This is a genomic window from Planctobacterium sp. R6, from assembly GCF_055755215.1.
Genome location: NZ_JBVTQY010000013.1, coordinates 49231 through 73343, shown reverse-complemented (window position 1 = coordinate 73343; position 24113 = coordinate 49231). Strand labels below are relative to the sequence as shown.

Annotated in this window: 29 protein-coding genes; 21 read left to right on the top strand and 8 right to left on the bottom strand. The window is 45.6% G+C overall.

Going from position 1 to position 24113, the window contains the following annotated elements:
- The first annotated feature begins 199 nt into the window (after positions 1-199).
- The 19 genes from AC0J20_RS10640 to AC0J20_RS10550 all read left to right on the top strand — a co-directional run bounded on the left by AC0J20_RS10640 (position 200) and on the right by AC0J20_RS10550 (position 16769).
- Positions 200-964 carry a DUF3450 domain-containing protein gene (locus tag AC0J20_RS10640; RefSeq protein WP_229528748.1) on the top strand — a complete coding sequence of 255 codons (765 nt, stop codon included), beginning with the start codon at positions 200-202 and terminating at the stop codon, positions 962-964.
- A gap of 6 nt (positions 965-970) precedes the next feature.
- Complete coding sequence (locus tag AC0J20_RS10635) at positions 971-2320, top strand: MotA/TolQ/ExbB proton channel family protein (protein ID WP_229528749.1); 1350 nt, start codon at positions 971-973, stop codon at positions 2318-2320.
- A gap of 1 nt (position 2321) precedes the next feature.
- The gene (locus AC0J20_RS10630) at positions 2322-2846 is read left to right on the top strand and encodes a MotA/TolQ/ExbB proton channel family protein (RefSeq protein ID WP_229528750.1); all 525 of its coding nucleotides are present in this window, start codon (positions 2322-2324) and stop codon (positions 2844-2846) included.
- Between the two features lie 12 nt (positions 2847-2858).
- Complete coding sequence (locus AC0J20_RS10625) at positions 2859-3260, top strand: ExbD/TolR family protein (protein WP_229528751.1); 402 nt, start codon at positions 2859-2861, stop codon at positions 3258-3260.
- A gap of 2 nt (positions 3261-3262) precedes the next feature.
- Positions 3263-3880: an energy transducer TonB gene (locus AC0J20_RS10620; protein WP_229528752.1), complete on the top strand. Its 618-nt coding sequence runs from the start codon at positions 3263-3265 to the stop codon at positions 3878-3880.
- Between the two features lie 5 nt (positions 3881-3885).
- A complete protein-coding gene (locus AC0J20_RS10615) occupies positions 3886-5145 on the top strand; it encodes a tetratricopeptide repeat protein (protein WP_377307169.1) in 1260 nt (419 codons plus the stop codon).
- Positions 5146-5432: 287 nt separating this feature from the next.
- A complete protein-coding gene (locus AC0J20_RS10610; protein ID WP_473021635.1) occupies positions 5433-5969 on the top strand; it encodes an HvfA family oxazolone/thioamide-modified RiPP metallophore in 537 nt (178 codons plus the stop codon).
- 92 nt (positions 5970-6061) lie between these two features.
- Positions 6062-6898 (top strand): HvfB family MNIO-type RiPP peptide maturase, encoded by an 837-nt coding sequence (locus AC0J20_RS10605; protein ID WP_229528755.1) that lies wholly within the window; start codon positions 6062-6064, stop codon positions 6896-6898.
- A 2-nt stretch (positions 6899-6900) separates the two neighbouring features.
- On the top strand, positions 6901-7638 hold the full coding sequence (locus tag AC0J20_RS10600) for an HvfC family RiPP maturation protein (protein WP_473021634.1): 738 nt from the start codon (positions 6901-6903) through the stop codon (positions 7636-7638).
- A gap of 110 nt (positions 7639-7748) precedes the next feature.
- Positions 7749-7874: a hypothetical protein gene (locus tag AC0J20_RS10595; RefSeq protein WP_267498185.1), complete on the top strand. Its 126-nt coding sequence runs from the start codon at positions 7749-7751 to the stop codon at positions 7872-7874.
- Positions 7875-7900: 26 nt separating this feature from the next.
- The gene (gene apt, locus AC0J20_RS10590) at positions 7901-8437 is read left to right on the top strand and encodes an adenine phosphoribosyltransferase (RefSeq protein ID WP_229528757.1); all 537 of its coding nucleotides are present in this window, start codon (positions 7901-7903) and stop codon (positions 8435-8437) included.
- A gap of 5 nt (positions 8438-8442) precedes the next feature.
- A complete protein-coding gene (gene dnaX / locus AC0J20_RS10585; RefSeq protein WP_473021633.1) occupies positions 8443-11475 on the top strand; it encodes a DNA polymerase III subunit gamma/tau in 3033 nt (1010 codons plus the stop codon).
- A 14-nt stretch (positions 11476-11489) separates the two neighbouring features.
- Entirely contained in the window at positions 11490-11819 is a 330-nt protein-coding gene (locus AC0J20_RS10580) for a YbaB/EbfC family nucleoid-associated protein (RefSeq protein WP_229528759.1), read from the top strand.
- Positions 11820-11848: 29 nt separating this feature from the next.
- On the top strand, positions 11849-12448 hold the full coding sequence (recR, locus tag AC0J20_RS10575) for a recombination mediator RecR (protein ID WP_473021632.1): 600 nt from the start codon (positions 11849-11851) through the stop codon (positions 12446-12448).
- A gap of 200 nt (positions 12449-12648) precedes the next feature.
- On the top strand, positions 12649-12897 hold the full coding sequence (locus AC0J20_RS10570; protein WP_377307125.1) for a ribbon-helix-helix domain-containing protein: 249 nt from the start codon (positions 12649-12651) through the stop codon (positions 12895-12897).
- On the top strand, positions 12884-13147 hold the full coding sequence (locus AC0J20_RS10565; RefSeq protein WP_229528762.1) for a type II toxin-antitoxin system RelE family toxin: 264 nt from the start codon (positions 12884-12886) through the stop codon (positions 13145-13147). The genes AC0J20_RS10570 and AC0J20_RS10565 overlap by 14 nt, the downstream gene beginning before the upstream one ends.
- 375 nt (positions 13148-13522) lie before the next feature.
- Complete coding sequence (gene htpG / locus AC0J20_RS10560) at positions 13523-15445, top strand: molecular chaperone HtpG (protein ID WP_229528763.1); 1923 nt, start codon at positions 13523-13525, stop codon at positions 15443-15445.
- 185 nt (positions 15446-15630) lie between these two features.
- Entirely contained in the window at positions 15631-16275 is a 645-nt protein-coding gene (adk, locus tag AC0J20_RS10555) for an adenylate kinase (RefSeq protein WP_229528764.1), read from the top strand.
- Between the two features lie 89 nt (positions 16276-16364).
- Positions 16365-16769, top strand: coding sequence for an MAPEG family protein (locus AC0J20_RS10550; RefSeq protein WP_229528765.1), 405 nt, complete (start codon positions 16365-16367; stop codon positions 16767-16769).
- A gap of 59 nt (positions 16770-16828) precedes the next feature.
- Here the strand turns inward: AC0J20_RS10550 and AC0J20_RS10545 are convergent, their stop codons facing one another.
- A complete protein-coding gene (locus AC0J20_RS10545; RefSeq protein ID WP_473021631.1) occupies positions 16829-17272 on the bottom strand; it encodes an Hsp20 family protein in 444 nt (147 codons plus the stop codon).
- Positions 17273-17473: 201 nt separating this feature from the next.
- On the opposite strand from AC0J20_RS10545, the gene cobO reads away from it, so the two are divergent.
- Together cobO and AC0J20_RS10535 are read left to right on the top strand one after the other, a co-directional pair.
- Positions 17474-18091: a cob(I)yrinic acid a,c-diamide adenosyltransferase gene (gene cobO / locus AC0J20_RS10540; protein ID WP_473021630.1), complete on the top strand. Its 618-nt coding sequence runs from the start codon at positions 17474-17476 to the stop codon at positions 18089-18091.
- Positions 18092-18205: 114 nt separating this feature from the next.
- Entirely contained in the window at positions 18206-18733 is a 528-nt protein-coding gene (locus tag AC0J20_RS10535; RefSeq protein ID WP_473021629.1) for a hypothetical protein, read from the top strand.
- A 91-nt stretch (positions 18734-18824) separates the two neighbouring features.
- Here the strand turns inward: AC0J20_RS10535 and AC0J20_RS10530 are convergent, their stop codons facing one another.
- The 7 genes from AC0J20_RS10530 to hisC all read right to left on the bottom strand — a co-directional run bounded on the left by AC0J20_RS10530 (position 18825) and on the right by hisC (position 24112).
- Positions 18825-19025, bottom strand: coding sequence for a hypothetical protein (locus tag AC0J20_RS10530; protein WP_473021628.1), 201 nt, complete (start codon positions 19023-19025; stop codon positions 18825-18827).
- Positions 19026-19207: 182 nt separating this feature from the next.
- On the bottom strand, positions 19208-19825 hold the full coding sequence (gene hisIE / locus AC0J20_RS10525) for a bifunctional phosphoribosyl-AMP cyclohydrolase/phosphoribosyl-ATP diphosphatase HisIE (RefSeq protein ID WP_473021627.1): 618 nt from the start codon (positions 19823-19825) through the stop codon (positions 19208-19210).
- A complete protein-coding gene (hisF, locus tag AC0J20_RS10520; RefSeq protein WP_473021626.1) occupies positions 19816-20595 on the bottom strand; it encodes an imidazole glycerol phosphate synthase subunit HisF in 780 nt (259 codons plus the stop codon). The genes hisIE and hisF overlap by 10 nt, the downstream gene beginning before the upstream one ends.
- 2 nt (positions 20596-20597) lie before the next feature.
- Entirely contained in the window at positions 20598-21344 is a 747-nt protein-coding gene (gene hisA, locus AC0J20_RS10515; protein ID WP_473021625.1) for a 1-(5-phosphoribosyl)-5-[(5-phosphoribosylamino)methylideneamino]imidazole-4-carboxamide isomerase, read from the bottom strand.
- A gap of 9 nt (positions 21345-21353) precedes the next feature.
- Positions 21354-21950 (bottom strand): imidazole glycerol phosphate synthase subunit HisH, encoded by a 597-nt coding sequence (hisH, locus tag AC0J20_RS10510; RefSeq protein WP_473021624.1) that lies wholly within the window; start codon positions 21948-21950, stop codon positions 21354-21356.
- Positions 21951-23021: a bifunctional histidinol-phosphatase/imidazoleglycerol-phosphate dehydratase HisB gene (gene hisB / locus AC0J20_RS10505; RefSeq protein WP_473021623.1), complete on the bottom strand. Its 1071-nt coding sequence runs from the start codon at positions 23019-23021 to the stop codon at positions 21951-21953.
- Entirely contained in the window at positions 23018-24112 is a 1095-nt protein-coding gene (gene hisC, locus AC0J20_RS10500; RefSeq protein WP_473021622.1) for a histidinol-phosphate transaminase, read from the bottom strand. Before hisC ends, hisB begins: the two co-directional genes overlap by 4 nt.
- Position 24113: the final 1 nt, after the last annotated feature.

Here is a 24113-nt window from a genome sequence, read left to right as displayed (position 1 = left end):
TTAAGCTATTGTTGATCTGTGAGCCTTTGGCTGCTTGACTTAGTCTGTATATCCATGTGAATATCATTGGGTCCCAGTGCCGTATTAAATAAGTAGGCACTGACTCCAATAACAAAAAATTTTTCAAATATCGTCCCTTGTTATGCGATTCCAAATGTAACAAGGATTAAAGTTTAATTGGTTGGGAACTATGTCCAAGATGAGCAAGAGAAATTTAATTGCCTCAGCTGTCGTAGGTGTTTTAGCACTTGGCGGCAGTACCTTGGTCTCAGCAGATCCATTAAAAGATCTGCAAAATGAGGCTGGTAAAAATCACGCGGCTGCAGCGAAAGCCCAAGAAAGAATCAATAGCATTTACGAGCAAACTCAAGATTTGCTTATTGAATATCGTCAGGTGGTTGACGAAACTGAAAATCTGAAAGTATACAACGATCATATTGCTCGTCTTGTTGCAGACCAACAAGAAGCAATCGACGATCTGCAACGTCAAATTGACGGTATCGATGGTGTTAAAAAGGGCGTAGTGCCTCTTATGTATAACATGATCGATTCATTGGAAAAATTTGTCGATTTAGACGTTCCAATTCGTTATCAACAACGTAAAGACCGCATCGCTCGCCTGAAAGAAGTCATGGGTAACTCCAATGTAACTGTTTCTGAGCAGTTCCGTCTGATTCTGGACGCCTATTCAATCGAATTGGATTACGGCAACACCATCAACGCCTATCAGGGTGAATTGGATTACAACGGTCAGACAATCTCTGCTGACTTCTTCAATTTAGGTCGTACCGCCTTAGTTGCTCTGTCACTTGACCAGAAAAATGGTTGGGTTTGGGACAACAATGCACGTGCCTGGAATGCAATGGAAGACAGTTACCTGTCCTCGGTTAACAAAGCTATCAAGATGGCTAAGAAGTTAGAACCAGTGAACCTGGTGAAGCTACCTATCGTCGCGGCGGAGTAAATAATAATGAAGAATACTATTAAAGCACTATTAGTGGCTTCTTCTGTAGCCGCACTTTCGATGCCAGCGATGGCACAAAGCTCACTTGACCAGCTTCTGGACGAAGTTAAGAAAAACCGCGTTTCTGAAGCAAAAATCAATCAGCAACGCGAAGCTGAATTTTTATCAGCTCGTGCGGACAAGCAAGCCTTATTAAACAAGGCTCGCGCAGATCTGAGAGCAGAAACTGATCGCGGTGAGCGTCTGAAGAAGCAATTCGCAGACAATGAAATCGCGCTGGCTAACAAAGAAGTTGAGCTGGATAACGCAGTGGGCACCTTAGGCGAGATGTTTGGTGTAGTACGTTCTGCTGCTTCTGAGGCTTATGGACGTATTTCTACTTCAATCGTAAGTGCTCAGTATCCTGGCCGTACAGAATTGTTGGAAAAATTGTCCAATGAATCTAAAGGCTTGCCTAATATTAACGAGCTGGAAGAGATGTGGTTTGCTCTGCAAACTGAAATGACTGAATCAGGTAAAATTACACAGTTCCAGGCAGACGTTGTAAGTCTGGACGGCGGTTCTTCCACACAAACAGTGACTCGTATAGGTACCTTTAACCTGATCGGTGACGAAGGTTACCTGTTGTACAAAGATGACCTTAAACAAGTACAGCCTTTGGGTAAACAACCAGATGGTCACATGGTTTCTTCGGCTAAGTCTTTCACGACAGCAAGTGGACTGAATCCTCTTTTTGTTGACCCGTCTCAGGGTTCTATTCTGAGTCTGTTGACTCAGGCAGCTACGCTTGAAGACCGTTACCACGCAGGTGGTATCCCAGGTTATATCATTACCGTTATGTTAGCTATCGGTGCGCTAATCGCACTGTATAAAGTGGTAACATTGACAGTGATGGGCGGCGCAATCAGAAAGCAATTGAAAAACATTGACACGCCGTCAACTAAAAATCCTCTGGGTCGCATTCTGACAGTTTATGAAGAGAACAAGAGTGCAGATACTGAAACGCTTGAACTTAAAGTTGACGAAGCTATTTTGAGAGAACTGCCTTCGATTGAAAGTGGTATCAACATTATTAAGATTTTGGCTGCAATCGCCCCGTTATTGGGTCTGTTGGGTACCGTTATCGGTATGATCGCGACCTTCCAGCAAATTACTTTGTTCGGTACAGGTGACCCAAGAATCATGGCGGGAAGTATCTCTATGGCGTTGGTAACAACAGCTCAGGGTATTATCGCGGCATTACCACTAATCCTGCTTCACGCTATTACTGCAGGTAAGAGCAAGAGCATATTGCACATTCTCGACGAGCAAGCTGCTGGTATCGTAGCTTCACGTGCAGAAGGGGAGAAAGCGTAAGATGTTATTCCTGATAGAGACATGGGAATCTGTCAGGGATTTTATCGCTACTGGCGGCGACGTTTTGTATGTCGTCGCAGGAGCGCTCTTCTTAATGTGGATTTTTATGATTGAGCGCTTTTGGTTTCTTAACGCAGTTTTTCCAGGTATGCACAAAGGTATTGTTGCTAAATGGGATTCTCGTGAAGACACCACTTCCTGGTATGCGCATAGAATTCGTGACGCTTGGATTTCCGAAGCATCGGATAAGTTAAATGAGCGCATCTTGTTAATAAAAACACTAGTTGCGATGTGTCCGTTAATCGGACTGTTGGGTACGGTAACCGGTATGATATCCGTATTCGAGACAATGGCTACACAAGGGACAAGTAACCCTCGTTTGATGGCCGCAGGTATATCAATGGCGACAATTCCTACGATGGCAGGAATGGTTGCAGCATTGTCAGGACTGTTCTTCAGTTCTCGTCTCGAAACCAAAGTGAAAATCGCAAAAGAAAAGTTGATTGACAGTTTGCCTCATCACTAGAGAGAGAATTATATGGCTCGCAAAGAACGTGAACAGGGAGAAGACGCAGCGATCGACATGACGCCCATGCTGGACATCGTGTTTATCATGCTTATCTTCTTCATTGTTACTACATCGTTTATCAAAGAAGCAGGCATCGAAGTTAACAAACCTACAGCCAAGACTGTGGTATTGAAGAAAGGTGCCAACATTTTCGTGGCCATAACTGCTGATGGTGATGTGTGGTTAGATAAAAGACAAATTGACCCTGGTACGGTAAGGGCCAATATTGAACGTCTTTTAGCTGAGCAGGCTTCAGAGGTAGTTATAGTTCAGGCGGATGAAGACGCTGAACACGGAAAAGTGGTCGACGTTATGGATCAGATAAAAGCCGCAGGTGTTAATCGCATAGCGGTCGCGGCGATAGGTGGTTAATTATGGGTAGAATTATCGTTTCAATCATCGTTGGTGCTGCGATTACTTTTGCCTTGTTCTTCGTAATGGCTGAGTTAATTTCTAACTCACAACGTCCGCCAGAAGAATCGCCACCACCGCCAATTATCGACATCGTGATGAACGAGCCGGACGCATCTGTTCAAACCAGAACACGCGTTCCGCCTCCGCCACCGCCGCCACCACAACAGCCGCCAAAGGTGCAACCTACAGAACCTGAGGTTGCCGATGCAAACACTGATGGTATGTCATTTAACATGCCGGGTGTGGACTTAGGTGGTGCCAGCATTGATATCGGTGGTCCAGGCTCAATGCAGCGCGATGGTGAAGCAACACCAATCGTGCGTATTGAACCCAGATACCCAATTCAGGCTGCCCGGGATGGTAAAGAAGGATGGGTAAGACTGTCGTTTACCATCAATGAAGTCGGTGGAGTTGAAGATGTTGAAGTAATCGAAGCTGAACCAAAGCGTGTATTTGATCGCGAAGCAAAACGCGCGTTGAGAAAGTGGAAGTACAAGCCTAAAATTGTTGACGGTAAACCGGTCAAGCAATTTAACATGAAAGTGCAATTGGACTTCAAATTGGAGGGTGATCAATGATTAACGTGAAATCATCAATCGCTAAGCTTTTAGGTGCATCAGTGTTGTCTGTGGGGTTATTGGCCACAGGCACTGCTCAGGCCCAAACGCCACCTATTTTGTGTCCAGATTACAAGCGTGGCCCAACCAGCATACCGGGTCAAAGAACCGGTAAAAAGGTGCAGGGCGCGTTTGAAGCTTATTCTGCTGACCTGATTGATGAAGCAATTGAGATTTTGAGAGAAATCGAAACCAGTGACCCATTTGACCGCGCGTATGTCGATCGGTTTTTGGGTAACTTGCTCGCTTCACAGGAAGGCCAGGGGCAAAATGCATTAGATTATTTGCTAAGAGCGGTTAAAGACCAAGAGCTGAATGACAATGAACATGCTCAAACATTGCGTTTGATCGGCGATTTGAACATGCAGCAACGCAACTTCAAGCAGGCAATTGAGTTCTACAACAAATGGATGGACTTTACCTGTAAAGAAGATGCTGATGTTTATACCCGTATGGCTCAGGCTCATTACGAAAATAAACAACTGCCAGAGATGATTGCACCTGCCAATAAAGCAATTGCAATGTACGACAAACCTAACAAAAACCCTTATGTACTGAAATTGACCTCTTACTATGAGCGCAAGATGTACAAAGAAACCATTGAAGTGGCGGAAATCTTAGTTAAATTATTCCCCGAAAACAAACAATGGTGGACGCAGTTAGGTTTCTTCTACATGTTGGTAGAAGACTATAATAAGGCAATGCAGACGTTTGAGTTAGCTTATACTCGTGGCTATCTCGAGAAAGCGTCTGAGATCAGAGCGTTAGCACAGCTTTACGGGACATTAGAAGTCCCCTATAAGTCTGCTGTAATTCAGGAAAAATATCTTAAGTCCGGTTTGTTAAAAGCCGACGAAGATACATTATCTCGTGTTGCCAATGCCTGGCATCGCGCGAAGGATTACCTGAAGGCTGCTGATTATTATGGTCGTGCTGCAGCTATCGGAAACGATGCTGAACACTATCGCAAGCAAGGCACTTTGCTGTTGTCAGCTGAAAAGTATCCGGAAGCTATTACTGCATTACAAAAAGCGCTGGACGCTGGCAGTGATAAAACCGGCTCAATTCAGATGGCAATAATGGAAGCATATTTCTATCAAGGTAAGTTCAAACAAGCTTATGTGCATGTTAAGGAAGCAGCTAAAGATAGCTCTGTTGCCCGAAATGCCAAAGCCTGGGAGCCTTACATAAAAGAAAAAGCTAAAAATCGAGGTATATCGATTTAATTTAGAAAAAGCCCGAAAGGGCTTTTTTTATGTCTGCTTTTCAGTGCAGGCGTGTTTTTCCGCACATATATTATTATTGATAGCTATCAGGGGCTGTTGCTCTTCGCTGTAAAATTGTACCGCAAAGTTTAACAGCCCCTGGTTCGAATCGTCTCAAATTCTGGATTTTTAGGTTAAAACTCCCAAATAAAACGATTAATGAAATCGTTTTTTATCTAACCAGGTCTATACTGATGGAAACGATTTAAAGATGTCGTGCTTATCAACATTGATTTAAGGAATCAACTATGAAACAAGTTAAAAAGTCAGGTATTGCAACAGCTTTAGGTGCTGTAGTCATCGGTTCTTTGGCATCCGTTAGCGTACAGGCAAATGCCAGTCCTTTCGCTATAAGTACTTTGGATTCTGGTTACATGCAAAGTGCCGCGGAAGGTAAGTGCGGCGAAGGCAAGTGCGGTGGCGACAAATCCGGTAAAGAAGGTAAGTCGGAAAAAGAAGCTAAGTGCGGCGAAGGCAAGTGTGGCGGCGACAAGTCTGGCAAAGAAGGTAAAACCGAAAAAGAAGGTAAGTGCGGCGAAGGCAAGTGTGGCGGCGACAAGTCTGGAAAAGAAGGTAAAACCAAAAAAGAAGGTAAGTGCGGCGAAGGCAAATGCGGCGGCGACAAATCCGGTAAAGAAGGTAAGTGCGGCGAAGGCAAGTGCGGTGGCGACAAATCCGGTAAAGAAGGTAAGTGTGGCGAAGGCAAATGCGGCGGCGACAAAAAAGAAGATAAAAAAGGCAAAGAAGGTAAGTGTGGTGAAGGTAAATGCGGTGGACAGGCCTAACCCCTCACTGACAAGTTAAGAAGGCTGGGGTACCAGCCTTTTTTGATCCGGGCTTCCGTCCAGGGGCGGGCTGTCATCAAAGGAGAATATAAATGCATCAATTGTCAGGCGCAGGACTGGGGTTCAGGCGAGAAATGTCAGCAGAGTTACACGATGGATTGCCTGCCGATGTGGACTTTTGGGAAGTGGCCCCTGAAAACTGGATACCCTTTGGTGGAAAATACGCAAGGCAACTACAGGCTTATACTGACAATAAGCGTTTTGTCAGTCATGGCTTATCTTTATCCATTGGGTCACCTGAAAAGCTGGATGTCAACTTTGTCAAACAGGTGAAATCTTTTCTGGAGCAACACAATATCTTGTACTACAGCGAGCATTTAAGTTATTGCTCAGGCAAAGGTCATATGTATGATCTTATGCCGATTCCTTTTACTCCTGAAGCAGTGCAGCACGTAGTTAGCAGGATCCATCAGGTACAGGAAATTTTGCAACGACCACTGGTGTTAGAAAATGTGTCTTATTATGCTGCGCCGGGACAGGAAATGTCTGAGTTGGAATTTACCCAACAGGTGCTGGAACAGTCAGGCTGTTTATTGCTTCTGGACGTAAACAATATTTATGTTAATGCCATTAACCATGGCTATGACCCGGTCTCATTCCTTGAAGCACTACCCACTGGAAAAATCGCATATGGTCATATTGCCGGACACTACAATGAAGCAGAAGACCTCATTGTTGATACCCATGGTGCGGATGTGATAGAGGAGGTCTGGAGTTTGCTGGACAGGGCCTATCAAATTCATGGTGTTTTTCCCACCTTACTGGAGCGGGACTTTAATATTCCACCCATGCAGGAACTACTCAAAGAAGTACATAAAATAAAACGTATTCAGGCTAAATATCAACAAACAAACAGTATGAGGGCCTGATAATGGGCTTTAAACAAACTCAGGCTGATTTTATGGCGCATATACGAGACCCGGATAATGTGGCCACTTTGCCCGATATTGAAGAGCGCCGAATGCAGATTTACCGGGATTTGTTTTTTAACAATATTCTGGGCTTTTTAAATTCCGGGTTTCCCGTACTAACTGCCGTTGTGCATGAGGCGCAATGGCTGGCAATGGCAAGACATTTCTTTAAAACCCATGATTGTCGTTCACCTTATTTCGTTGATATCAGTAAAGAGTTTGTAGAGTACCTGGCAAATGAGTTACTGGAACAGGAGTATCCCTATCCATTTATCGCTGAGCTGGCACATTATGAGTGGCTGGAACTTGATCTGAGTGTTCGAAAGACTGAGGCTTTTATCAGGTGGCAAACCGGCGATGCGTTCTCGTCCATCAGGGTGTCACCATTAGCCGAATTGGTGAGCTATCATTGGCCGGTTCATCAGATTTCTGCGAAGTTTATTCCTACTCAATTGTCTGCAGAACCTAACTACTTTGTCGTGCATCGCGACCACAGTGATAGTGTTCACTTTTCTCAGATCAATCAGGTTACCGCTTTTTTAATTAATCAATTGTTAGAGCAGGAGGTAAGTAGTTTGTCTGAATTGCAACAAATCATGCAGACAGTGTTACCCCACTTACCCGTGGAACAGGTGGAAAAAGCCACCCAGGATATCGTTTTGGAAATGCTCCAAAAACAAATATTTATACCCACTTAAATATAATTGTTCTGATTCTGTACAGTTATCAGCAAGTTTCACCGCATCTGATTGCCTCGCAGGGCTAAAATGATTAACATTGAGGCATTGTTTTATCAGGTGAAAGTAACATGGCACACGAACCACATGACGGTCCACACGACCCGTTTAACATGAAGTATGTTGTCGCAATTCTTGTAGCGGCGGTATTGTTTCCTTTAATGCATATTATTGTTGGCATTGGCGTGTTTTTGTAACACAAGATATTCAAGGAAACGTTATTTTGACTGCTGAAATCGTTAAATCCGCAATTGTAACCGTACCGGACTACCCCAAGCCTGGTATCATGTTTCGCGACGTCACGTCGCTGATGCAGGACCCTAAAGCGTTTAAATTGTCTATCCAGTTACTGGCTGAACAATTTTCCGGCATGTCTTTTGACCGTGTCGCAGGCACTGAAGCGCGAGGATTTATTTTTGGCGCACCTTTAGCGCTGGAATTAGGCATTGGTTTTGTGCCGGTTCGCAAACCTCGTAAGCTGCCCAGAGAAGTGATTAGTGAAAGCTATCAATTAGAATACGGCGAAGACTGTCTTGAGATGCATAAGGATGCGGTTTTTCACGGCGAAAAAGTGCTGATGATTGATGATTTGCTGGCGACGGGTGGCACTATGGTGGCCACTGCAAACCTGATACGCCAGCTGGGCGGTGTCGTCGAGCACGCAGGTTTTGTGGTGTCATTACCGGATTTAGGTGGAGAGCAAAAGTTAGCTGAACACGGTATCAAGAGTGCTGCCTTGTGTCAGTTTGACGGAGATTAATTCCCTTGAGTTATCAGGTGCTGGCCAGAAAATGGCGTCCAGGAAAGTTTTCTGAATTAGTCGGGCAGGAACACGTTGTTAACGCTATCAGTAATGCCTTAGACAACAACCGACTACATCATGCTTATTTGTTTACCGGCACCCGAGGGGTGGGGAAAACCACGATAGCCCGTATCTTTGCCCGAAGTCTCAATTGCGAACAGGGCATGTCTTCCAACCCTTGTGGGGTATGTTCAAGTTGTAAAGATATTGAGCAGGGCAATTTTGTCGATTTATTAGAAATCGATGCCGCTTCCCGAACTAAAGTGGAAGATACCCGAGAGTTGCTCGACAATGTGCAATATCGCCCAACGCGCGGGGACTATAAAGTGTATCTTATTGATGAGGTACACATGCTGTCTAAGCACAGTTTCAACGCTCTGTTAAAAACCTTAGAAGAGCCACCACCGCACGTTAAATTTTTATTGGCCACCACAGATCCGCAAAAGTTACCGATCACCATTTTATCTCGTTGTTTGCAGTTTAATCTGAAAGCCTTAACCAGAGAACAAATCAGTGGTCAGTTGTCTTACATTCTGCAGCAAGAGCATTTGCCCTTTGACGAACAAGCCCTGGCGCTGTTAGCCAAGTCAGCTCACGGCAGCATGCGTGACGCACTGAGTCTGACCGACCAGGCAATTGCGCAGGGCAATGGTGAAGTCAGATCGGCAGTGGTCACTGACATGCTGGGTTTGATTGATAACGATAAAATCAGCCGAATCATTCAGGCCATACTAAAAAAAGAAAAGCACCAGGTGTTTCAGCTGGTGGAAGAGTTGGCCCTCAGTGGTGCTGACTTTAAGAGCGCGCTATCAGAACTCATGAGTGCTTTCCATCAGATTGCCTTAACTCAGTTTGTACCGGAAGCCTGCAAACTGGAAACAACTCAGGCGCGGCTGGTATTTAACTGGGCTCGCTCTGTTCCTCCTGAGCAGGTGCAGCTTTTGTATCAGATTGCCTTGCAGGGGCGCAAAGATATTGACTGGGCTCAGGAAGCGCGAATTGGATTCGAAATGACAGTGTTGCGAATGTTGGCATTTATGCCAGATAACATCGCCGCTAATCTGGAGAAATTCAAAACTGCAGCGAGCGAAGCCGCAGAAAATATTGGTTCGCTTGCGCAATTCCCAACGGCTCAATCTGCTGGTAAACAAGAAAATGATGCGCTGATGCCTGAATCAGAGGACACAATATCAGACAAAGAGGCTGAAAAAAAAACTCTGACGCCGTTGATTGATGCAATCTCCGCAGAGCCGTCTCCTGCAGAAAGTGACCCAAACAAAGTTACTCAACAAGTAGCCTCGTCATTGGAAGACAGTTTGGACGGCGGTGATGACAGTTTTCCGGAAAGTGAGGAAGAGTCTGATGCCACAATTACTGTTCTGCAGACTGAAATAACAGAAATTCTGGAGCAGGCGGAAAGCCTTAGACCAGCTAAAGCTCAGGTTGCCGATACACACAAGTCTGAATCTTCTGATATTGACAATCTCTCCGGGGACGACAGAGCCCCTGAGGCGGAAAATGCTGATCATCGGCAAGCAAGCGTAGCGAACAATAATGATTCTGAAGCCTTAACAGTCAGTAATACTGGCAATCACTCAGGCGCAGAAGGGCATAGCCACATAAACAACCCGTTCGAAGCTAATCTCTATCCGGAGCACGACTACGCTGAGGAATCAACCGTCGATGATTATCAGATGCTCTCGGCAATGGGGGATATGTCGGTCAGTTATGAGAATGTGCAACCTGAAGACAGTCATCATACCGCTATGGTTGAACCCGTTTCAGGAAGTCAGGCTAAAACAGCCGCTGAAAATCAAAAGTCATCGTCTCAAAATACCCATTCATTACTGGAATTAATGGGCACCCTGGCAAAGGTCACTGAAGAAGAAAAAAGTACCGAGAAACCCAGCAGTTACGAGAGTGAAAAAGCGCCACGGGAATCCGGGGCAGTAGTCAGTAATGACAGCAAACCTCCCGTTAAAGCACCTGAGGTCACCAATGACGAGGTGGCGCTTTCTGACGCTGGCAATGAGCAAAGCAGGGCAGCAGATAAGCCTGGTCCCGGGGTCTACCAGGATGACATATTACAAACGGGTGAGGCTGTTAAGTCGACTTTGTCAGCAACGACCGAAGCAGGTCTTGCAAATAACGCTGTTCAACCTCATATCTCTGATACTGAGGAACATAGCCACTCAGAATCTGCACAGTTGGAACAAACCGACGAAACAGCAGAGCCGGAAGAATTATTTTCGGCGGAGTCTTTTGTACAGGAACATCCTGACGCGCAACTAAACGACAGTGAAGCTGCGAGAGATAATGAACATCTGGCAGAGGCAAAAGCGGGCGAGCTACCGGAAGAAAGCGATACTGACAACGCGGACACGGCGTCTGCAGGTGCCGGTTATGCAGCTGAATGGTCGGCCGGTGATGATGATGTTCCCTGGGATACCGATGATGAACAGGCAGATACGTCTGTAGCATCTGCAGATACCGGGGACACTGAATCCCACTCTGAGGATGATGAAGAAGATTATCATGAACTCTTTGCCGGGCCTATTCCTAAGGTATCCGTGGATTTTGAGATCCCCTTTAAGGTCAATGACAAAAAGGTGACAAAAGCCAGTCAACTGGATACCTGGAGTCAGCTAATTGAACAATCTGGCATTGGTGGATTAAACAAACAGTTGGCCCTGCATAGTAATTATGTTTTACAGGGCGACAATGTAAAGCTGATGGTGTCGGAGCATCAACGGCATCTGTTTACAGATACTGCACTAAACGCTATTGAAGAAGCGCTATCTGAAACGCTCCAGCACGATGTGCGCGTTTCTGCCCACATTGGGGAAGTCATCGATACGCCGGCAGCCGTGCAATATGCAATAAATAATATGCGTCAGCAACATGCTGAAAAAACAATACATGAGGACAGAGGCGTCACGGCCCTTTGTGAGGCTTTTTCCGGCTCTGTACTCAACGATACAATTGAACCAAGATAACATCGGAGAAGATTATGTTTAAAGGCGGTGGTATGGGCAACATTATGAAACAAGCCCAGCAATTGCAGGAAAAAATGCAAAAAGCACAGGAAGATATCGCCAACCTGGAAGTGGTAGGCGAAGCCGGTGCGGGCATGGTTAAAGTTACCATGATGGGCAATCACAACATCAAGCGCGTTGATTTGGACGACAGCCTGATGGAAGACGACAAAGAGCTCATTGAAGATTTAATGGCGGCAGCGGTTAATGACGCAGTGCGCCGTGTTGCTGAGGCTTCTCAGGAAAAAATGTCAGAAGCGACGGGTGGTATGCCGTTACCTCCCGGCTTTAAAATGCCGTTTTAATTAAAGGGTCTGACAGGCGATAAATTCGGATGAAGTTCAGCCCACTGATTAATGAGTTAATCGACAGTTTACGCTGTTTGCCTGGCGTTGGAGCAAAAAGTGCCCAGCGCATGGCATTCTCGTTATTGCAAAAAAATCGCACCGGAGCGCTAAAGTTGAGCGCAGCGCTACACGATGCGATGGAGCACGTACAGCATTGTGAAACTTGCCGGAATTTTACCGAGCAGCGTTTGTGTGAGATTTGCAGTGATGAAGAGCGCACAGCTTCGGGATTGCTCTGTGTAGTGGAAAGTCCACAGGATGTTATTGCCATAGAGCAAAGTGGTGAATTTTCTGGTTTGTACTTTGTGCTGATGGGGAAATTGTCACCACTTGATGGTTTAGGTCCGTCTGAAATTGGGATGCCTTTATTACAGCAACGTCTGACTGAGGGCGCTGTGAATGAGGTGATCTTAGCCACCAACTTCACCATGGAAGGAGAGGCCACGGCCTATTACATCACTGAGATGTGCAAGGGGCTGGATATTCCTGTCACTCGCCTGGCTCAGGGGGTACCTATTGGTGGTGAATTAGAGCAGGTTGACAGCAATACATTGGGCCGGGCCTTCAAAACCCGCAGCTCTCTTTAATACCAGGGTTTATAACTTCATTTCAGAACTTATTCCAACAGCATTAACCAAATTAGTGCTTTACTTTTCCCTTTCGACCTATCTCGCAAAAATACTTCGCTATCAGTACTCCAAACGCCTTCGCAGGACATTATTCTTTAGTTACTTTGTAAAATTGGCAGTAAAATATTGTGGTGTTATGATGTTTTAACTCCGAATTAATGGTGAGTTTTACAATGAGCAATTTATCAAAGCGTTCTACTGTTTACTTTGAACCAGCTATCCATCAAGCGTTAAAAATGCGAGCTGCATCTTCAGATGTGTCCGTATCTGAATTAGTTGACGAAGCTGTTCGTTTATTTATGCGAGAGGATCAGGAAGACTTATCTGCCATATCAGAGCGCTCTAACGAGCCTGATGTCAGCTATGAGGATTTTCTGAATGAGCTAAGAAGCGATGGCAAAATATAAAGTCACCTTTAAAAAATCTGTGAGTAAAGATTTTAAAAGTATCCCTAACAAAGATGTTAAAAAAATTCTGGATGCTATTGAAAGACTGACGGAGGATCCCCGAGGGGAGGGTTGTAAAAAGCTTTCTGGCTCAGAGCACTATAGAGTCAGACAAGGGTTATATAGAATTATTTACGAAATTCGAGATCAAGTGCTAATCATCAATGTAGTTAAAGTGGCACATAGATCCAAAGTATATAAGAGTCTCTGAACTGGAAATCAAAAGTATCGGGTTATCAATTTTTCGACCCTGACAGAAGTAAAAAACTGCCAATCCTGACGCAGAGCTGTCTGTTTACTCAGAGAACGGGCTAAGAATGCAATCACATTTGTCCTGATAATTACTCCTGAAAGGAAAGTCTCAGATTTCTGGCAATTTACTATTGAAAATAATGTTGCTGCCCCTATTTCCTTCCATGTAAAAAAAATGTGATCTGGCAGTTTTCCAGAATCAGGTCGGTAAGACCTATATGAATAAGCAATGCAAATTAAGCCGCGGCTCTCGCAATGCCTGACGCAGACTTGTGTCACCGCTCAGTTTGCATTGGTTTATTGATATTCAAGTTATATCAGGAGTAGAAAAGCAATGGCTGACGCTGTGCAACATGAAACCCACGGTTTTCAAACAGAAGTAAAACAACTTCTGCAATTAATGATTCACTCTCTTTATTCTAATAAAGAGATTTTCCTACGTGAACTTATTTCCAATGCTGCAGACGCGGCAGACAAATTGCGTTTTAACGCGTTGTCGAACGATAGCCTGTATGAGAATGATGGTAATTTGCGGGTGCGTTTAAGCATCGACAAAGACGCCGGTACTCTGACGATTTCCGATAACGGTATCGGGATGACAAAAGACGAAGTTATCACTCACCTGGGTACCATCGCTAAATCAGGTACTGCAGAGTTTTTCAGCAAGTTGTCTGGCGATCAGGCACGGGACTCGCAACTGATTGGTCAGTTCGGTGTTGGTTTCTATTCTGCCTTTATCGTCGCCGACAAAGTGACTGTCAGAACCCGTAAAGCCGGTGATGACGCTGCTGCGGGTGTTGAATGGATATCTGAAGGTGAAGGTGAGTTTGCGGTTGCCACTATTGAAAAGGCCAACCGTGGTACTGACATCATTCTGCACCTGCGCGACGATGAAAAAGAATTCCTCGATGACTGGCGTTTAAAGTCTATCGTTACTAAGTATTCTGACCACATTTCTATTCCGGTAGAAACCTGGAAAGAGGAAGTACCTGAGTCTGAAGGCGAAGACGGTGAAAAAATCGAAGCGGTACCGGGCGAGTGGCAAACAATTAACAAAGCAACTGCGCTTTGGAGCCGCGACAAGTCAGATATCAGCGAAGAAGAATACAAAGAGTTTTACAAACATATCTCCCATGATTTTGGCGATCCGCTAACCTGGTCGCACAACAAGGTAGAAGGTAAAAACGAATATACATCACTGCTGTATATCCCAACCAAGGCGCCATTCGACCTGTGGAATCGCGATCAAAGTCACGGTCTTAAACTCTATGTTCAACGCGTATTCATCATGGATGACGCAGAGCAATTTATGCCGGTTTACCTGCGTTTTGTGAAGGGCTTGTTAGATTCCAACGATTTACCACTGAACGTATCTCGTGAAATTCTGCAGGACAATAAAGTGACGCAGTCTATGCGTCAGGCCTGCACCAAGAAAGTATTGCAGATGCTGGAACGCATCGCTAAAAATGACGCAGAAAAATATCAGGGTTTCTGGAATGAGTTTGGCAATGTATTAAAAGAAGGCCCGGCCGAAGATTTCGCTAACAAAGAAAAGATTGCTGGCCTGTTGCGTTTTGCTTCTACTCATGAAGATTCCAGCGCTCAAACCGTCTCGCTGGCAGACTACATCGGACGGATGAAAGAAGGTCAGGAAAAGATTTACTATGTGACAGCTGACAGCTATGAAGCAGCGAAAAACAGCCCTCACCTGGAGATTTTCAGGAAGAAAGGCATTGAAGTATTGTTGATGGCTGACCGCATCGATGAATGGTTAATGTCACACCTGACGGAGTTTAACGAAAAGTCTTTCCAGTCTATTGCACGCGGTGCCCTGGATTTAGGTGATCTTGAAGACGAAGAAACCAAAAAAGCACAGGAAGAAGCTGAAAAAGAAGTGGCAGGTTTAACTGACCGCATCAAAGAAGCACTGGGCGATAAGGTGAAAGACGTGAAGTTCTCTCATCGTCTGACAGACTCTCCGGCCTGTGTGGTGGCTGACGAATTTGGTATGACAACTCAGATGAAGAAGTTGATGGAAGCAGCTGGTCAGGCCGTTCCTGAGATGAAGTACGATCTGGAGGTCAATCCGGAGCACGCCTTGATTAAGGTAATGGCGAATGTGCAGGATGAAGAACAGTTTGGCAAGTGGGCCAATGTTATCCTGGATCAGGCGTCATTAACCGAGCAGGGTAATCTGAAAGATCCAGCCATCTTTGTGAAGCAGTTGAACAGTCTGTTGTTAGATTTGGCTAAATAACCATAATTTATCCTGAACAGGGCAGAAGTATCTGCCCTTTTTTATTGGTGTAAATGTAAATTTCACTGGCTTTACCACTAATTCTCCGTAAGTCGGGCATTTAGCCTTGTTTCGCTGTCATTGAATGTGTAAAGTTTCGGATTAATTTTTAATTTTTGTCGGTTCAGTCTAGGGAGACAAACAGTATGCGCATCATTCTTCTCGGTGCACCCGGTGCAGGTAAAGGCACTCAGGCCCAATTTCTGATGGGCAAGTTCGGTATTCCTCAAATTTCAACTGGGGATATGCTGCGCGCAGCCATTAAAGCGGGTACAGAGTTAGGTTTAGCGGCCAAAAAAGTCATGGATGAGGGTAAACTTGTCTCTGACGAAATTATTATTGGTTTGGTTAAAGAGCGTGTTGCTCAGGCAGATTGCCAGAAAGGTTTCCTGTTAGACGGTTTTCCTCGCACCATTCCGCAAGCTGATGCAATGAAAGATGCCGGTATTACAGTCGATCACTGTATTGAGTTTGACGTTGATGACGAAATTATCGTTGAGCGTATGGCTGGCCGTCGTGTGCATCCAGGTTCAGGTCGCGTTTACCACATCAGCTACAATCCACCTAAAGTTGAAGGTAAAGATGATGTAACCGGCGATGATTTAGTTATCCGTCCTGATGATGAAGAAGCAACAGTGCGCAAGCGTTTGGGTGTTTACCACGAGCAAACCAAACCGCTAGTAGACTATTACAAAGCGGAGGCGGACGCCGGAAACTGCCAATATCACAAGATTGATGGCTCACAACCCGTTGCGGAAGTCAGCGAAAAGTTAGGTAAATTACTTGGCTAAACTGTAAAGTGTTTGAAAAACCCACGTCAGTGGGTTTTTTTTTATCTTCATTCAGGGCTACAATTTATAAAAAACACTCAGGCAACCCTATGTTACTTCCGATAACGGCCTTCTACGGCAGTCTCTTAGCCGCATTTTATTTGTATCTTTCAGTTATGGTAATTGTTCAGCGACGCTCAAGTCAGGTGGGACTGGGGGATGGTGGTGACAAACATATGTTGCAGGTGATGCGCGCCCACGGCAACTTTGTGGAATATGTGCCTTTTGCACTGCTGTTAATGTGTATTGCCGAACTCAATGGCACCACGGGAATCTTACTGCATGTCTGTGGCTGGTGGCTAATCGCTGCCAGGTTGATGCATGCCTATGGATTGCGCCATCATTTTGGTGTCAGTTGGCAGCGTTTTTTTGGCACGCTTTCTACCTTTATTATTTTCCTGATTTTGATCGTAGCCAACTTGTTACCCCTGTATACCGAATCATCGCGTATCTAAACCAGAAAAACCCCGGCAAGCCGGGGTTTATGGGAAACACACAATTCACTAAGTTGCGTTTATTTGCTTTCCAGCAAATTGCTGCCAATTTCAATTTTTCTTGGCTTCTTCGCTTCGGGAATGATCCGTTCAAGATCAATATGCAATAAGCCATGTTCCATATCTGCAGTTAACACTTTTACGTGATCACCCAGTTGGAATTTGCGTTCGAAGTTACGCTCGGAAATACCCTTGTGCAAAAAGCGTTTTTCGTTTTGTGCTTCTTTGCTGTCTTTTTTACCTGTTACTGTCAGGGTGTTTTCCTGCACTTCAATGGTAATATCGTCCTGACCAAAACCGGCAACGGCCATAGTAATGCGATATCTGTCTTCCTCTAACAACTCAATGTTATAGGGAGGGTAGCTGGTTTGTTTTTCGTTTTGAGAAGCCGCATCTATCATGGATGCCAGGTGATCAAAACCGATAAAAGAACGGTATAGTGGTGATAAATCAATAGTACGCATAGTCATATCCTCGTTAAGCAATATGTTAAGATGTTAAAAAATTGCCCCGTTATGGCGGCAGTTTTACGACCCTCATCAGCGTCGTTGATAAATAGATAGGTTGGCGGCCGATTCATTCAAGAGAAAAATTTAAAAAAATCTATAAATAATCGTAACTAGCTGATAAATAATATATTTAATAGAAATAAGGTAGATATATCATTGGACAACACGGATAAAAAACAACAAGTTCGCAATGAACGGCACAAGGCCAGAATGGCCAGGTTGAAGGAAAAGGTAGACGCTAAAATTGCCGCCGCAACGGACGACAAAGGCTTGTTGCTGGTGCTGACAGGCAATGGTAAAGGCAAATCAACCTCCGGATTTGGCATGATTACGCGAGCTGTTGGCCATGGTCTGTCAGCGGGTGTGGTGCAATTTATTAAAGGCAACTGGGAATGTGGTGAACGCAACTTACTGGAAAAAGTCGGTGTAAGTTTCGCTGTAATGAATACCGGGTTTACCTGGGACACTCAGGATCGGGAAAAGGATATTGCAGCCGCTGAAACGGTCTGGAAAGAAGCTAAAAAGTTGTTAGCAGATCCGACGATTGATGTGGTGATGTTGGATGAAATCACCTATATGTTGTCCTACGATTACCTGGATTTAGACGAAGTGCTTGACGCTATCAGTCATCGACCGGAACAACAGCATGTGATTGTCACAGGACGCGGTGCCCATAAGCAATTGCTCGAAATGGCAGACACAATCAGCGAGATCAACAATACAAAACATGCTTTTGAAGCCGGTATTAAAGTGCAAAAGGGTATCGACTGGTAAAGCATATCCGGAGTATTTGTCGTTTGCACCGTTGCTGAAAATATCTACAAAGCTTTGTGATCTTACCGGCTTGATGGTAATGTGGCTGCTCATTGATTTCAGGAAGCCAGACCGGTGTCGTTTCAGCAAGCTCTGATGTGGTGTGATGCCTCAAATACTCAAGAATTGCTCAATACCTATGAGCATTTTAAGTGTACCCGACGCTTTGAGAGCAAGCTGATTGCCTGCCTGAAACAAACTGAAAGCGATCAGGCAGCCTCATGGATTCTAAAACACCATCTTGAACAGGGTTTCCAGTTGGATGAAGCGCACAGCACTCAGGTTCTGGATTGCTTTATGCAGATGCAGCACTGGGAAAGTCGCTTACACATTCTGCAATCATTATCCCAAATCAGTATCGCCAGTGAAGTCAGCCATAACCTGTTTCAAAACTTAAAAGCGCTGCTCGATAATTCCCGGAAATTTGTACGGGCCTGGGCTTACAATGGTATCCACGAAGTGGCATTGCAGTATCCTTATTATCAGTCAGAAGTGGCCAGCTTGTTACAACGTGTAGACGATACTGAAGTGGCTTCAGTGAAGGCCAGAGTTAATAAAATACTAAAGACCGGTTATTATGATCTGCAAAGGGAATGTGGATAAAAAAGCTCGCCATAAGACGAGCTGAGAAGAACACACAAATAGCACTGAAGGGTGCTGTAATTGGTTACGCCGCAGGTTATAAAAAGGATCACTAACCGGGTTCAATTCCAAAGGCGGCACAGTCTGCCAAATAATTATCTACAGAATTTCTGAAGCTGTTTTCCAGTTCAGCAATAGACGCGGCCTGATACATCACTTTGTCCCGCTTAAGTTGCAGATTACCAAAGTAATAACAGGCATCAGAATGAAAATTCAGACTCCCCAGAAATCCCTTGTATTCCAGATTCACCATGACTAATCATCAACATCGTTGTTTATTATTTGTTATCGGCCAATATAACATCAAAATGTGAAATAAATTATGCCAAAACATGAATTTGGGATAAGTGAATGGTTTTAGGGGATAAATAGTTTGGTTTTCACAAAAACTGAGGCTGACAGCGGAGGCCAGCCTCATATTTTTTCATTATTCGCTTATTTATGACGCTCTCTGAGCACCTGAATACTGTCCTGCAACGACAGATCACTGGCCTGCATCAATACCATCAAATGATAAAGCAAATCAGCGGATTCATTTTTGAGCTCTTCCAGATCGTTAACCGTAGCGGCCAGGGCGGTTTCAACGCCTTCTTCACCCACTTTCTGGGCTATGCGTTTAATGCCTTTTTGGTACAGCTTTGCTGTATAGCTACTGTCCGGATCGGCATTTTTGCGTTCAGCCAGTAACTTTTCCAGCTCAGCTAAAAAGGTGAAATCCGCACTTTCGGCCGCATCCCAGCAGGTGGGCGTGCCCAAATGACAGGTTGGCCCATTGGGTTTCGCCAGCGCCAGCAAGGCATCCTTGTCGCAATCTGCGCTTATGTTGGTTAAATCCAGCGTGTTTCCCGAGGTTTCGCCTTTGGTCCAGAGGCGTTGTTTGGAGCGACTGTAAAAGGTGACTTTACCTGTAGTAAGGGTTTTTTCCAGCGCTGCCTGATTCATATAGCCCAACATTTGTACAGAACCTGTATAGCTATCCTGCACTACGCAAGGCAGTAAGCCGTCCATTTTATCCCAGGCCAGTTGTTCAATATTGTCTGTAGTTATGCGCATGGACGTATCTCTATTTGTTGTTCAATTAAATATTGTTTCAGGTCAGGGATAGCAATAATGCCCTTGTGAAATACCGATGCGGCTAATGCGCCATCGACATTGGCTTGTTCAAATACATCTTTAAAGTGCACCATTTCACCTGCACCGCCTGAAGCGATAAGCGGTACTGAACAAATGGCACGAATATTTTGTAATTGCGCCAGGTCGTAGCCCTTTCTGACACCGTCCTGGTTCATGCAATTTAACACGATTTCTCCGGCGCCCCGTTGTTGCACTTCTTTTACCCAGTCGGCGGTTTGCTTGCCGGTATTTTGCGTGCGCTTTTCATCACCGGTGAACTGGTACACCTCGTAAGTATTGCTATCAGCATTAAAATAGCTGTCTATGCCCACTACAATACATTGCTTGCCGAAGCGTTGGTTCAGTTGGGTGATCAATTCTGGATTGGCCAGCGCTGGCGAATTAATAGAAATCTTGTCAGCCCCCATTTCCAGAATTGTTTGCGCATCCTCCAGGGTTTTGATCCCGCCCGCGACACAAAAGGGGATGTCGATGACTTTAGCGATACGAGTCACCCAGCTTTTATCAACCACCCGTTGATCACTGGAGGCTGTGATATCATAAAATACCAACTCATCGGCACCGGCTTCGGCGTATTTTTCTGCCAGTGGTACTATGTCACCAATGATTTCGTGATTGCGAAACTGGACGCCTTTGACCACCAGGCCATCGCGCACATCCAGACAGGGAATAATGCGTTTTGCTAACATGATTATTGTGCTCCCCGTTGCTGCCATAAAGCGATGGCCTGCTCGACAGTAAACTTACCTTCCAACAAGGCCCGGCCTAAAATCACGCCCTGAACTTTCGTAGGCTTCAGCTTTTCGATGTCGTCCAGGCTGCCAATACCACCGGAAGCCTGCCAGTTCACTGAAGGAAATTGCTGCACCATCTCCTGATACAATTCGTAGTTGGGGCCTTGCAGGGTACCGTCTTTGCTGATGTCGGTACACAGTACCTGTTCGACATCAAAATCCAGATAGCTTTGTAACAGCTTACCCAGTTCAACACCGCTGTCTTCCTGCCAGCCATGGGTCGCGATGCGTTTTTCACCGGCTGCGTTGATGTTGATATCCAGGGCCAGTACAAAGTGTTGGGCACCGTATTTTTGCATCCAGGATTGCACAAGGTCCGGGTTTTTGACCGCGAGTGAGCCAATCACCACACGAGCCACACCGATATCGAGAAGTTGTTGCACGTCCTGTTCGCTGCGTATGCCGCCGCCACACTGAAATTGCATGCGTTGAGTCGCCACCATTTTTTTGATCAGGCTAAGCTGGCGTTTATCGGTATCTTTGGCGCCGGTTAAATCAACGATGTGCAGCCACTCGGCACCTTGATCGGCATAACTGTGCACCACGTCCACCGGGGCCAGTTGGTATTGTGTTTGTTGTTGGTAATCGCCCTGGTAGAGCCTGACGACACTGCCGTCTATTAAATCAATTGCTGGAATAATCACGCTGTGTCCTTAAATCTGCTCAATAAAGTTTTTAATCAGTTGTGCACCGGCATCACCAGAACGCTCAGGGTGAAACTGTACCCCATAGACATTGTTGTTGCGGATACTGGCAGAAAATGGCTGGCTGTAATCCGTGCTGGCCAATGTATGTGGCCCCACGGGTACACAGTAGCCGTGTACAAAATAGAACCAGCTGCCACTGTCGATGTTGTGAAACAGTGGTCTATCTTGTGCTACCTGAATTTGATTCCAGCCCATGTGAGGCAGAGTCAGGGTGTCTGATTGCATCAATTTGACTTGTGTATCCACCAGGCCCAGGCATTCAGCATCGCCTTCTTCGGAATGTCGAGTGAGTAACTGCATGCCCAGACAAATTCCCAAAACAGGTTGAGTTAAAGACTTTAAGCAGTCGGTCAGTCCTTTTTCGGTAATTTGTTGCATGGCCGCGGCGGCGGCGCCAACACCCGGCAGAAATACCTTATCAGCGGCGGTAATTTTGGCCGGGTCATCAGTAACTAATACTTTATAACCCAGGCGCTCTACCGCAAATTGTAATGAGGAAATATTGGCACAGCCGGTGTGCACAATAACCAGATTCTGGCTCATTTATAACGCTCCTTTACTGCTGGGTAACACATCACCTTGTTTAGTAACCGCCTGACGTAATGCCCGGCCAAACACTTTAAACAGGCTCTCTACCTGATGGTGGGCGTTACCTTCGGTCGTGGATAAGTGTAAGGAGATGCCCATGCTGTCACTTAGCGAGCGGAAAAAGTGACCCACCATTTGAGTATTCAGCTCACCGACATTTTCCTGACTAAAATCAGCATCGAACTTTAAGAAGGGGCGGGCCGAAATATCCAGTACGCACTCAGCGCGGCATTCATCCATTGGCAGGGCAAAACCAAAACGGCCAATACCGCGTTTATCGCCCAGCGCTTTGCGCAATGCTTCACCAATAGCCAGTGCGGTGTCTTCTACTGAGTGGTGGTCATCTATGTGCAAATCTCCGTCAACATTGACGTTCAGGGTAATACCGCCGTGAGTAGCAATCTGGTCCAGCATGTGATCAAAAAAGCCAATGCCGGTATTGATACTGGATTTTGTTTGCTTGTCTAAGTCCACGTCGACACGGATATCGGTTTCTGAAGTGGTTCTCACCACAGTTGCGGTGCGCTCTGACTGATTAAATTGTTCTACAATGTGAGACCAGTTCAGGGTTTCGCGATTGTATTTGATGCCGCGAATACCCATGGCTTGTGCCAGTTGAATATCGGTATCGCGATCGCCGATAACCCAGGAGCGGGTAAAATCCACTTTACCTTCTGTGAGGTAACTTTGTACCAGTCCCAGCTTTGGTTTGCGGCAACTGCAGTTGTCTTCCTGAAAATGCGGACAGATTAATACCTCGTCGAAGTGCACGCCCTGACTTTCAAATAGTTGCATCATTTTGTCGTGAGGCGCATCAAAGTCAGCCTGTGGAAAGCTGTCGGTTCCCAGACCGTCCTGATTGGACACCATAACCAGTCTGAACCCCTGAGACTGTAATTTTAGGAGTGCCGGAATGACATTGGGTTCAAACACCAGCTTTTCCAGGGTATCTAACTGTTTGTCGATGGGCGGCTCTTCTACTAACGTGCCGTCCCGGTCGATAAATAAAATAGCTTGCTGGCTCATGCGGCTTGTCCTTCTTGATAAAACTGTTGAATAAGCGCCACCAGACGCTGGTTTTCTTCGCGATTACCCACTGTGATGCGCAGGCAATCCTGTAATAAAATTTGTTTTGACTGGTCGCGGATAAGCACGCCATTTTGCACCAGGTATTGCATCAGAGCGTCTTTTCTCTGGCAGCGATACAGCAAAAAGTTAGCCTTGTTGTCACCTTGCAGTTGCATACCCGGCAGGCTTGCCAGTTGCGTGCGCAACCATTCCTGCTCATTTTGCAGATAACTTACCTGCTCCTGCATCAATGCGACGCCTGAGCTGGATAACGCCTGTCTGGCTATCTGGGCCACGGGATCTGACACCGGATAGGGTGCGATAACCTTGAGTAACACTTTGATGATGTCGTTGCTGGCCAGAGTGAATCCGCAGCGGATCCCCGCCAGTGCGTATGCTTTTGACAGGGTGCGCAAAATTACCAGATGCGGAAATTGTGCTAATAAGCGGGTTTGGGTTTGATCTTTACTAAATTCGATGTATGCCTCATCAACCACCACCAGTGATTTTCCGGCAAACAGCTCCAGCACCGCCAGAATTTGATTTTGTGGGATCACTGTCCCTGTCGGGTTATTCGGGGAACACAAAAATACCAGTTTTGGTAAGTTACCTGACTGAGCAATGTTCTCCAGTGCCGCAAGATCCAGACTAAAGTCACTGTTTAACGGGGCTTTTTGCACATCAACATTAAAGGTCTGGGCGCTGATGGCATACATGCCATAGGTTGGCGGACAGATTAATATGCTGTCTTTGCCCGGATTACAAAAGCCACGGATCAATAGCTCAATGCCCTCATCAGCACCGCGAGACACCAGAACCTGTTCTTTGTCTAAACCGGCGTATTGTGCATAGGCGTTTAATACGGATTCAGGCTGACAGTCAGGGTAGCGGTTAAAGCGCTGTGTATCGAGACTAAAATCATTGCTGAAGGGCGACTCGTTGGCATTTAGCCAATCATTACCGCCACTGAATAAACGTCTGGCTGACTCGTAGGGAGTGAGATCCCGAACGAAGTCGCAGGTTAAATTATCGATAAATTGTTTGTCCATG

Coding starts and splice junctions, on each gene's coding strand:
- AC0J20_RS10640 (WP_229528748.1), top strand. CDS start 200: ATGAGCAAGAGAAATTTAATTGCCTCAGCTGTCGTAGGTGTTTTAGCA.
- AC0J20_RS10635 (WP_229528749.1), top strand. CDS start 971: ATGAAGAATACTATTAAAGCACTATTAGTGGCTTCTTCTGTAGCCGCA.
- AC0J20_RS10630 (WP_229528750.1), top strand. CDS start 2,322: ATGTTATTCCTGATAGAGACATGGGAATCTGTCAGGGATTTTATCGCT.
- AC0J20_RS10625 (WP_229528751.1), top strand. CDS start 2,859: ATGGCTCGCAAAGAACGTGAACAGGGAGAAGACGCAGCGATCGACATG.
- AC0J20_RS10620 (WP_229528752.1), top strand. CDS start 3,263: ATGGGTAGAATTATCGTTTCAATCATCGTTGGTGCTGCGATTACTTTT.
- AC0J20_RS10610 (WP_473021635.1), top strand. CDS start 5,433: ATGAAACAAGTTAAAAAGTCAGGTATTGCAACAGCTTTAGGTGCTGTA.
- AC0J20_RS10605 (WP_229528755.1), top strand. CDS start 6,062: ATGCATCAATTGTCAGGCGCAGGACTGGGGTTCAGGCGAGAAATGTCA.
- AC0J20_RS10600 (WP_473021634.1), top strand. CDS start 6,901: ATGGGCTTTAAACAAACTCAGGCTGATTTTATGGCGCATATACGAGAC.
- AC0J20_RS10595 (WP_267498185.1), top strand. CDS start 7,749: ATGGCACACGAACCACATGACGGTCCACACGACCCGTTTAACATGAAG.
- AC0J20_RS10580 (WP_229528759.1), top strand. CDS start 11,490: ATGTTTAAAGGCGGTGGTATGGGCAACATTATGAAACAAGCCCAGCAA.
- recR (WP_473021632.1), top strand. CDS start 11,849: ATGAAGTTCAGCCCACTGATTAATGAGTTAATCGACAGTTTACGCTGT.
- AC0J20_RS10570 (WP_377307125.1), top strand. CDS start 12,649: ATGGTGAGTTTTACAATGAGCAATTTATCAAAGCGTTCTACTGTTTAC.
- AC0J20_RS10565 (WP_229528762.1), top strand. CDS start 12,884: ATGGCAAAATATAAAGTCACCTTTAAAAAATCTGTGAGTAAAGATTTT.
- htpG (WP_229528763.1), top strand. CDS start 13,523: ATGGCTGACGCTGTGCAACATGAAACCCACGGTTTTCAAACAGAAGTA.
- adk (WP_229528764.1), top strand. CDS start 15,631: ATGCGCATCATTCTTCTCGGTGCACCCGGTGCAGGTAAAGGCACTCAG.
- AC0J20_RS10550 (WP_229528765.1), top strand. CDS start 16,365: ATGTTACTTCCGATAACGGCCTTCTACGGCAGTCTCTTAGCCGCATTT.
- AC0J20_RS10545 (WP_473021631.1), bottom strand. CDS start 17,272: ATGCGTACTATTGATTTATCACCACTATACCGTTCTTTTATCGGTTTT.
- AC0J20_RS10530 (WP_473021628.1), bottom strand. CDS start 19,025: ATGGTGAATCTGGAATACAAGGGATTTCTGGGGAGTCTGAATTTTCAT.
- hisIE (WP_473021627.1), bottom strand. CDS start 19,825: ATGCGCATAACTACAGACAATATTGAACAACTGGCCTGGGATAAAATG.
- hisF (WP_473021626.1), bottom strand. CDS start 20,595: ATGTTAGCAAAACGCATTATTCCCTGTCTGGATGTGCGCGATGGCCTG.
- hisH (WP_473021624.1), bottom strand. CDS start 21,950: ATGAGCCAGAATCTGGTTATTGTGCACACCGGCTGTGCCAATATTTCC.
- hisB (WP_473021623.1), bottom strand. CDS start 23,021: ATGAGCCAGCAAGCTATTTTATTTATCGACCGGGACGGCACGTTAGTA.
- hisC (WP_473021622.1), bottom strand. CDS start 24,112: ATGGACAAACAATTTATCGATAATTTAACCTGCGACTTCGTTCGGGAT.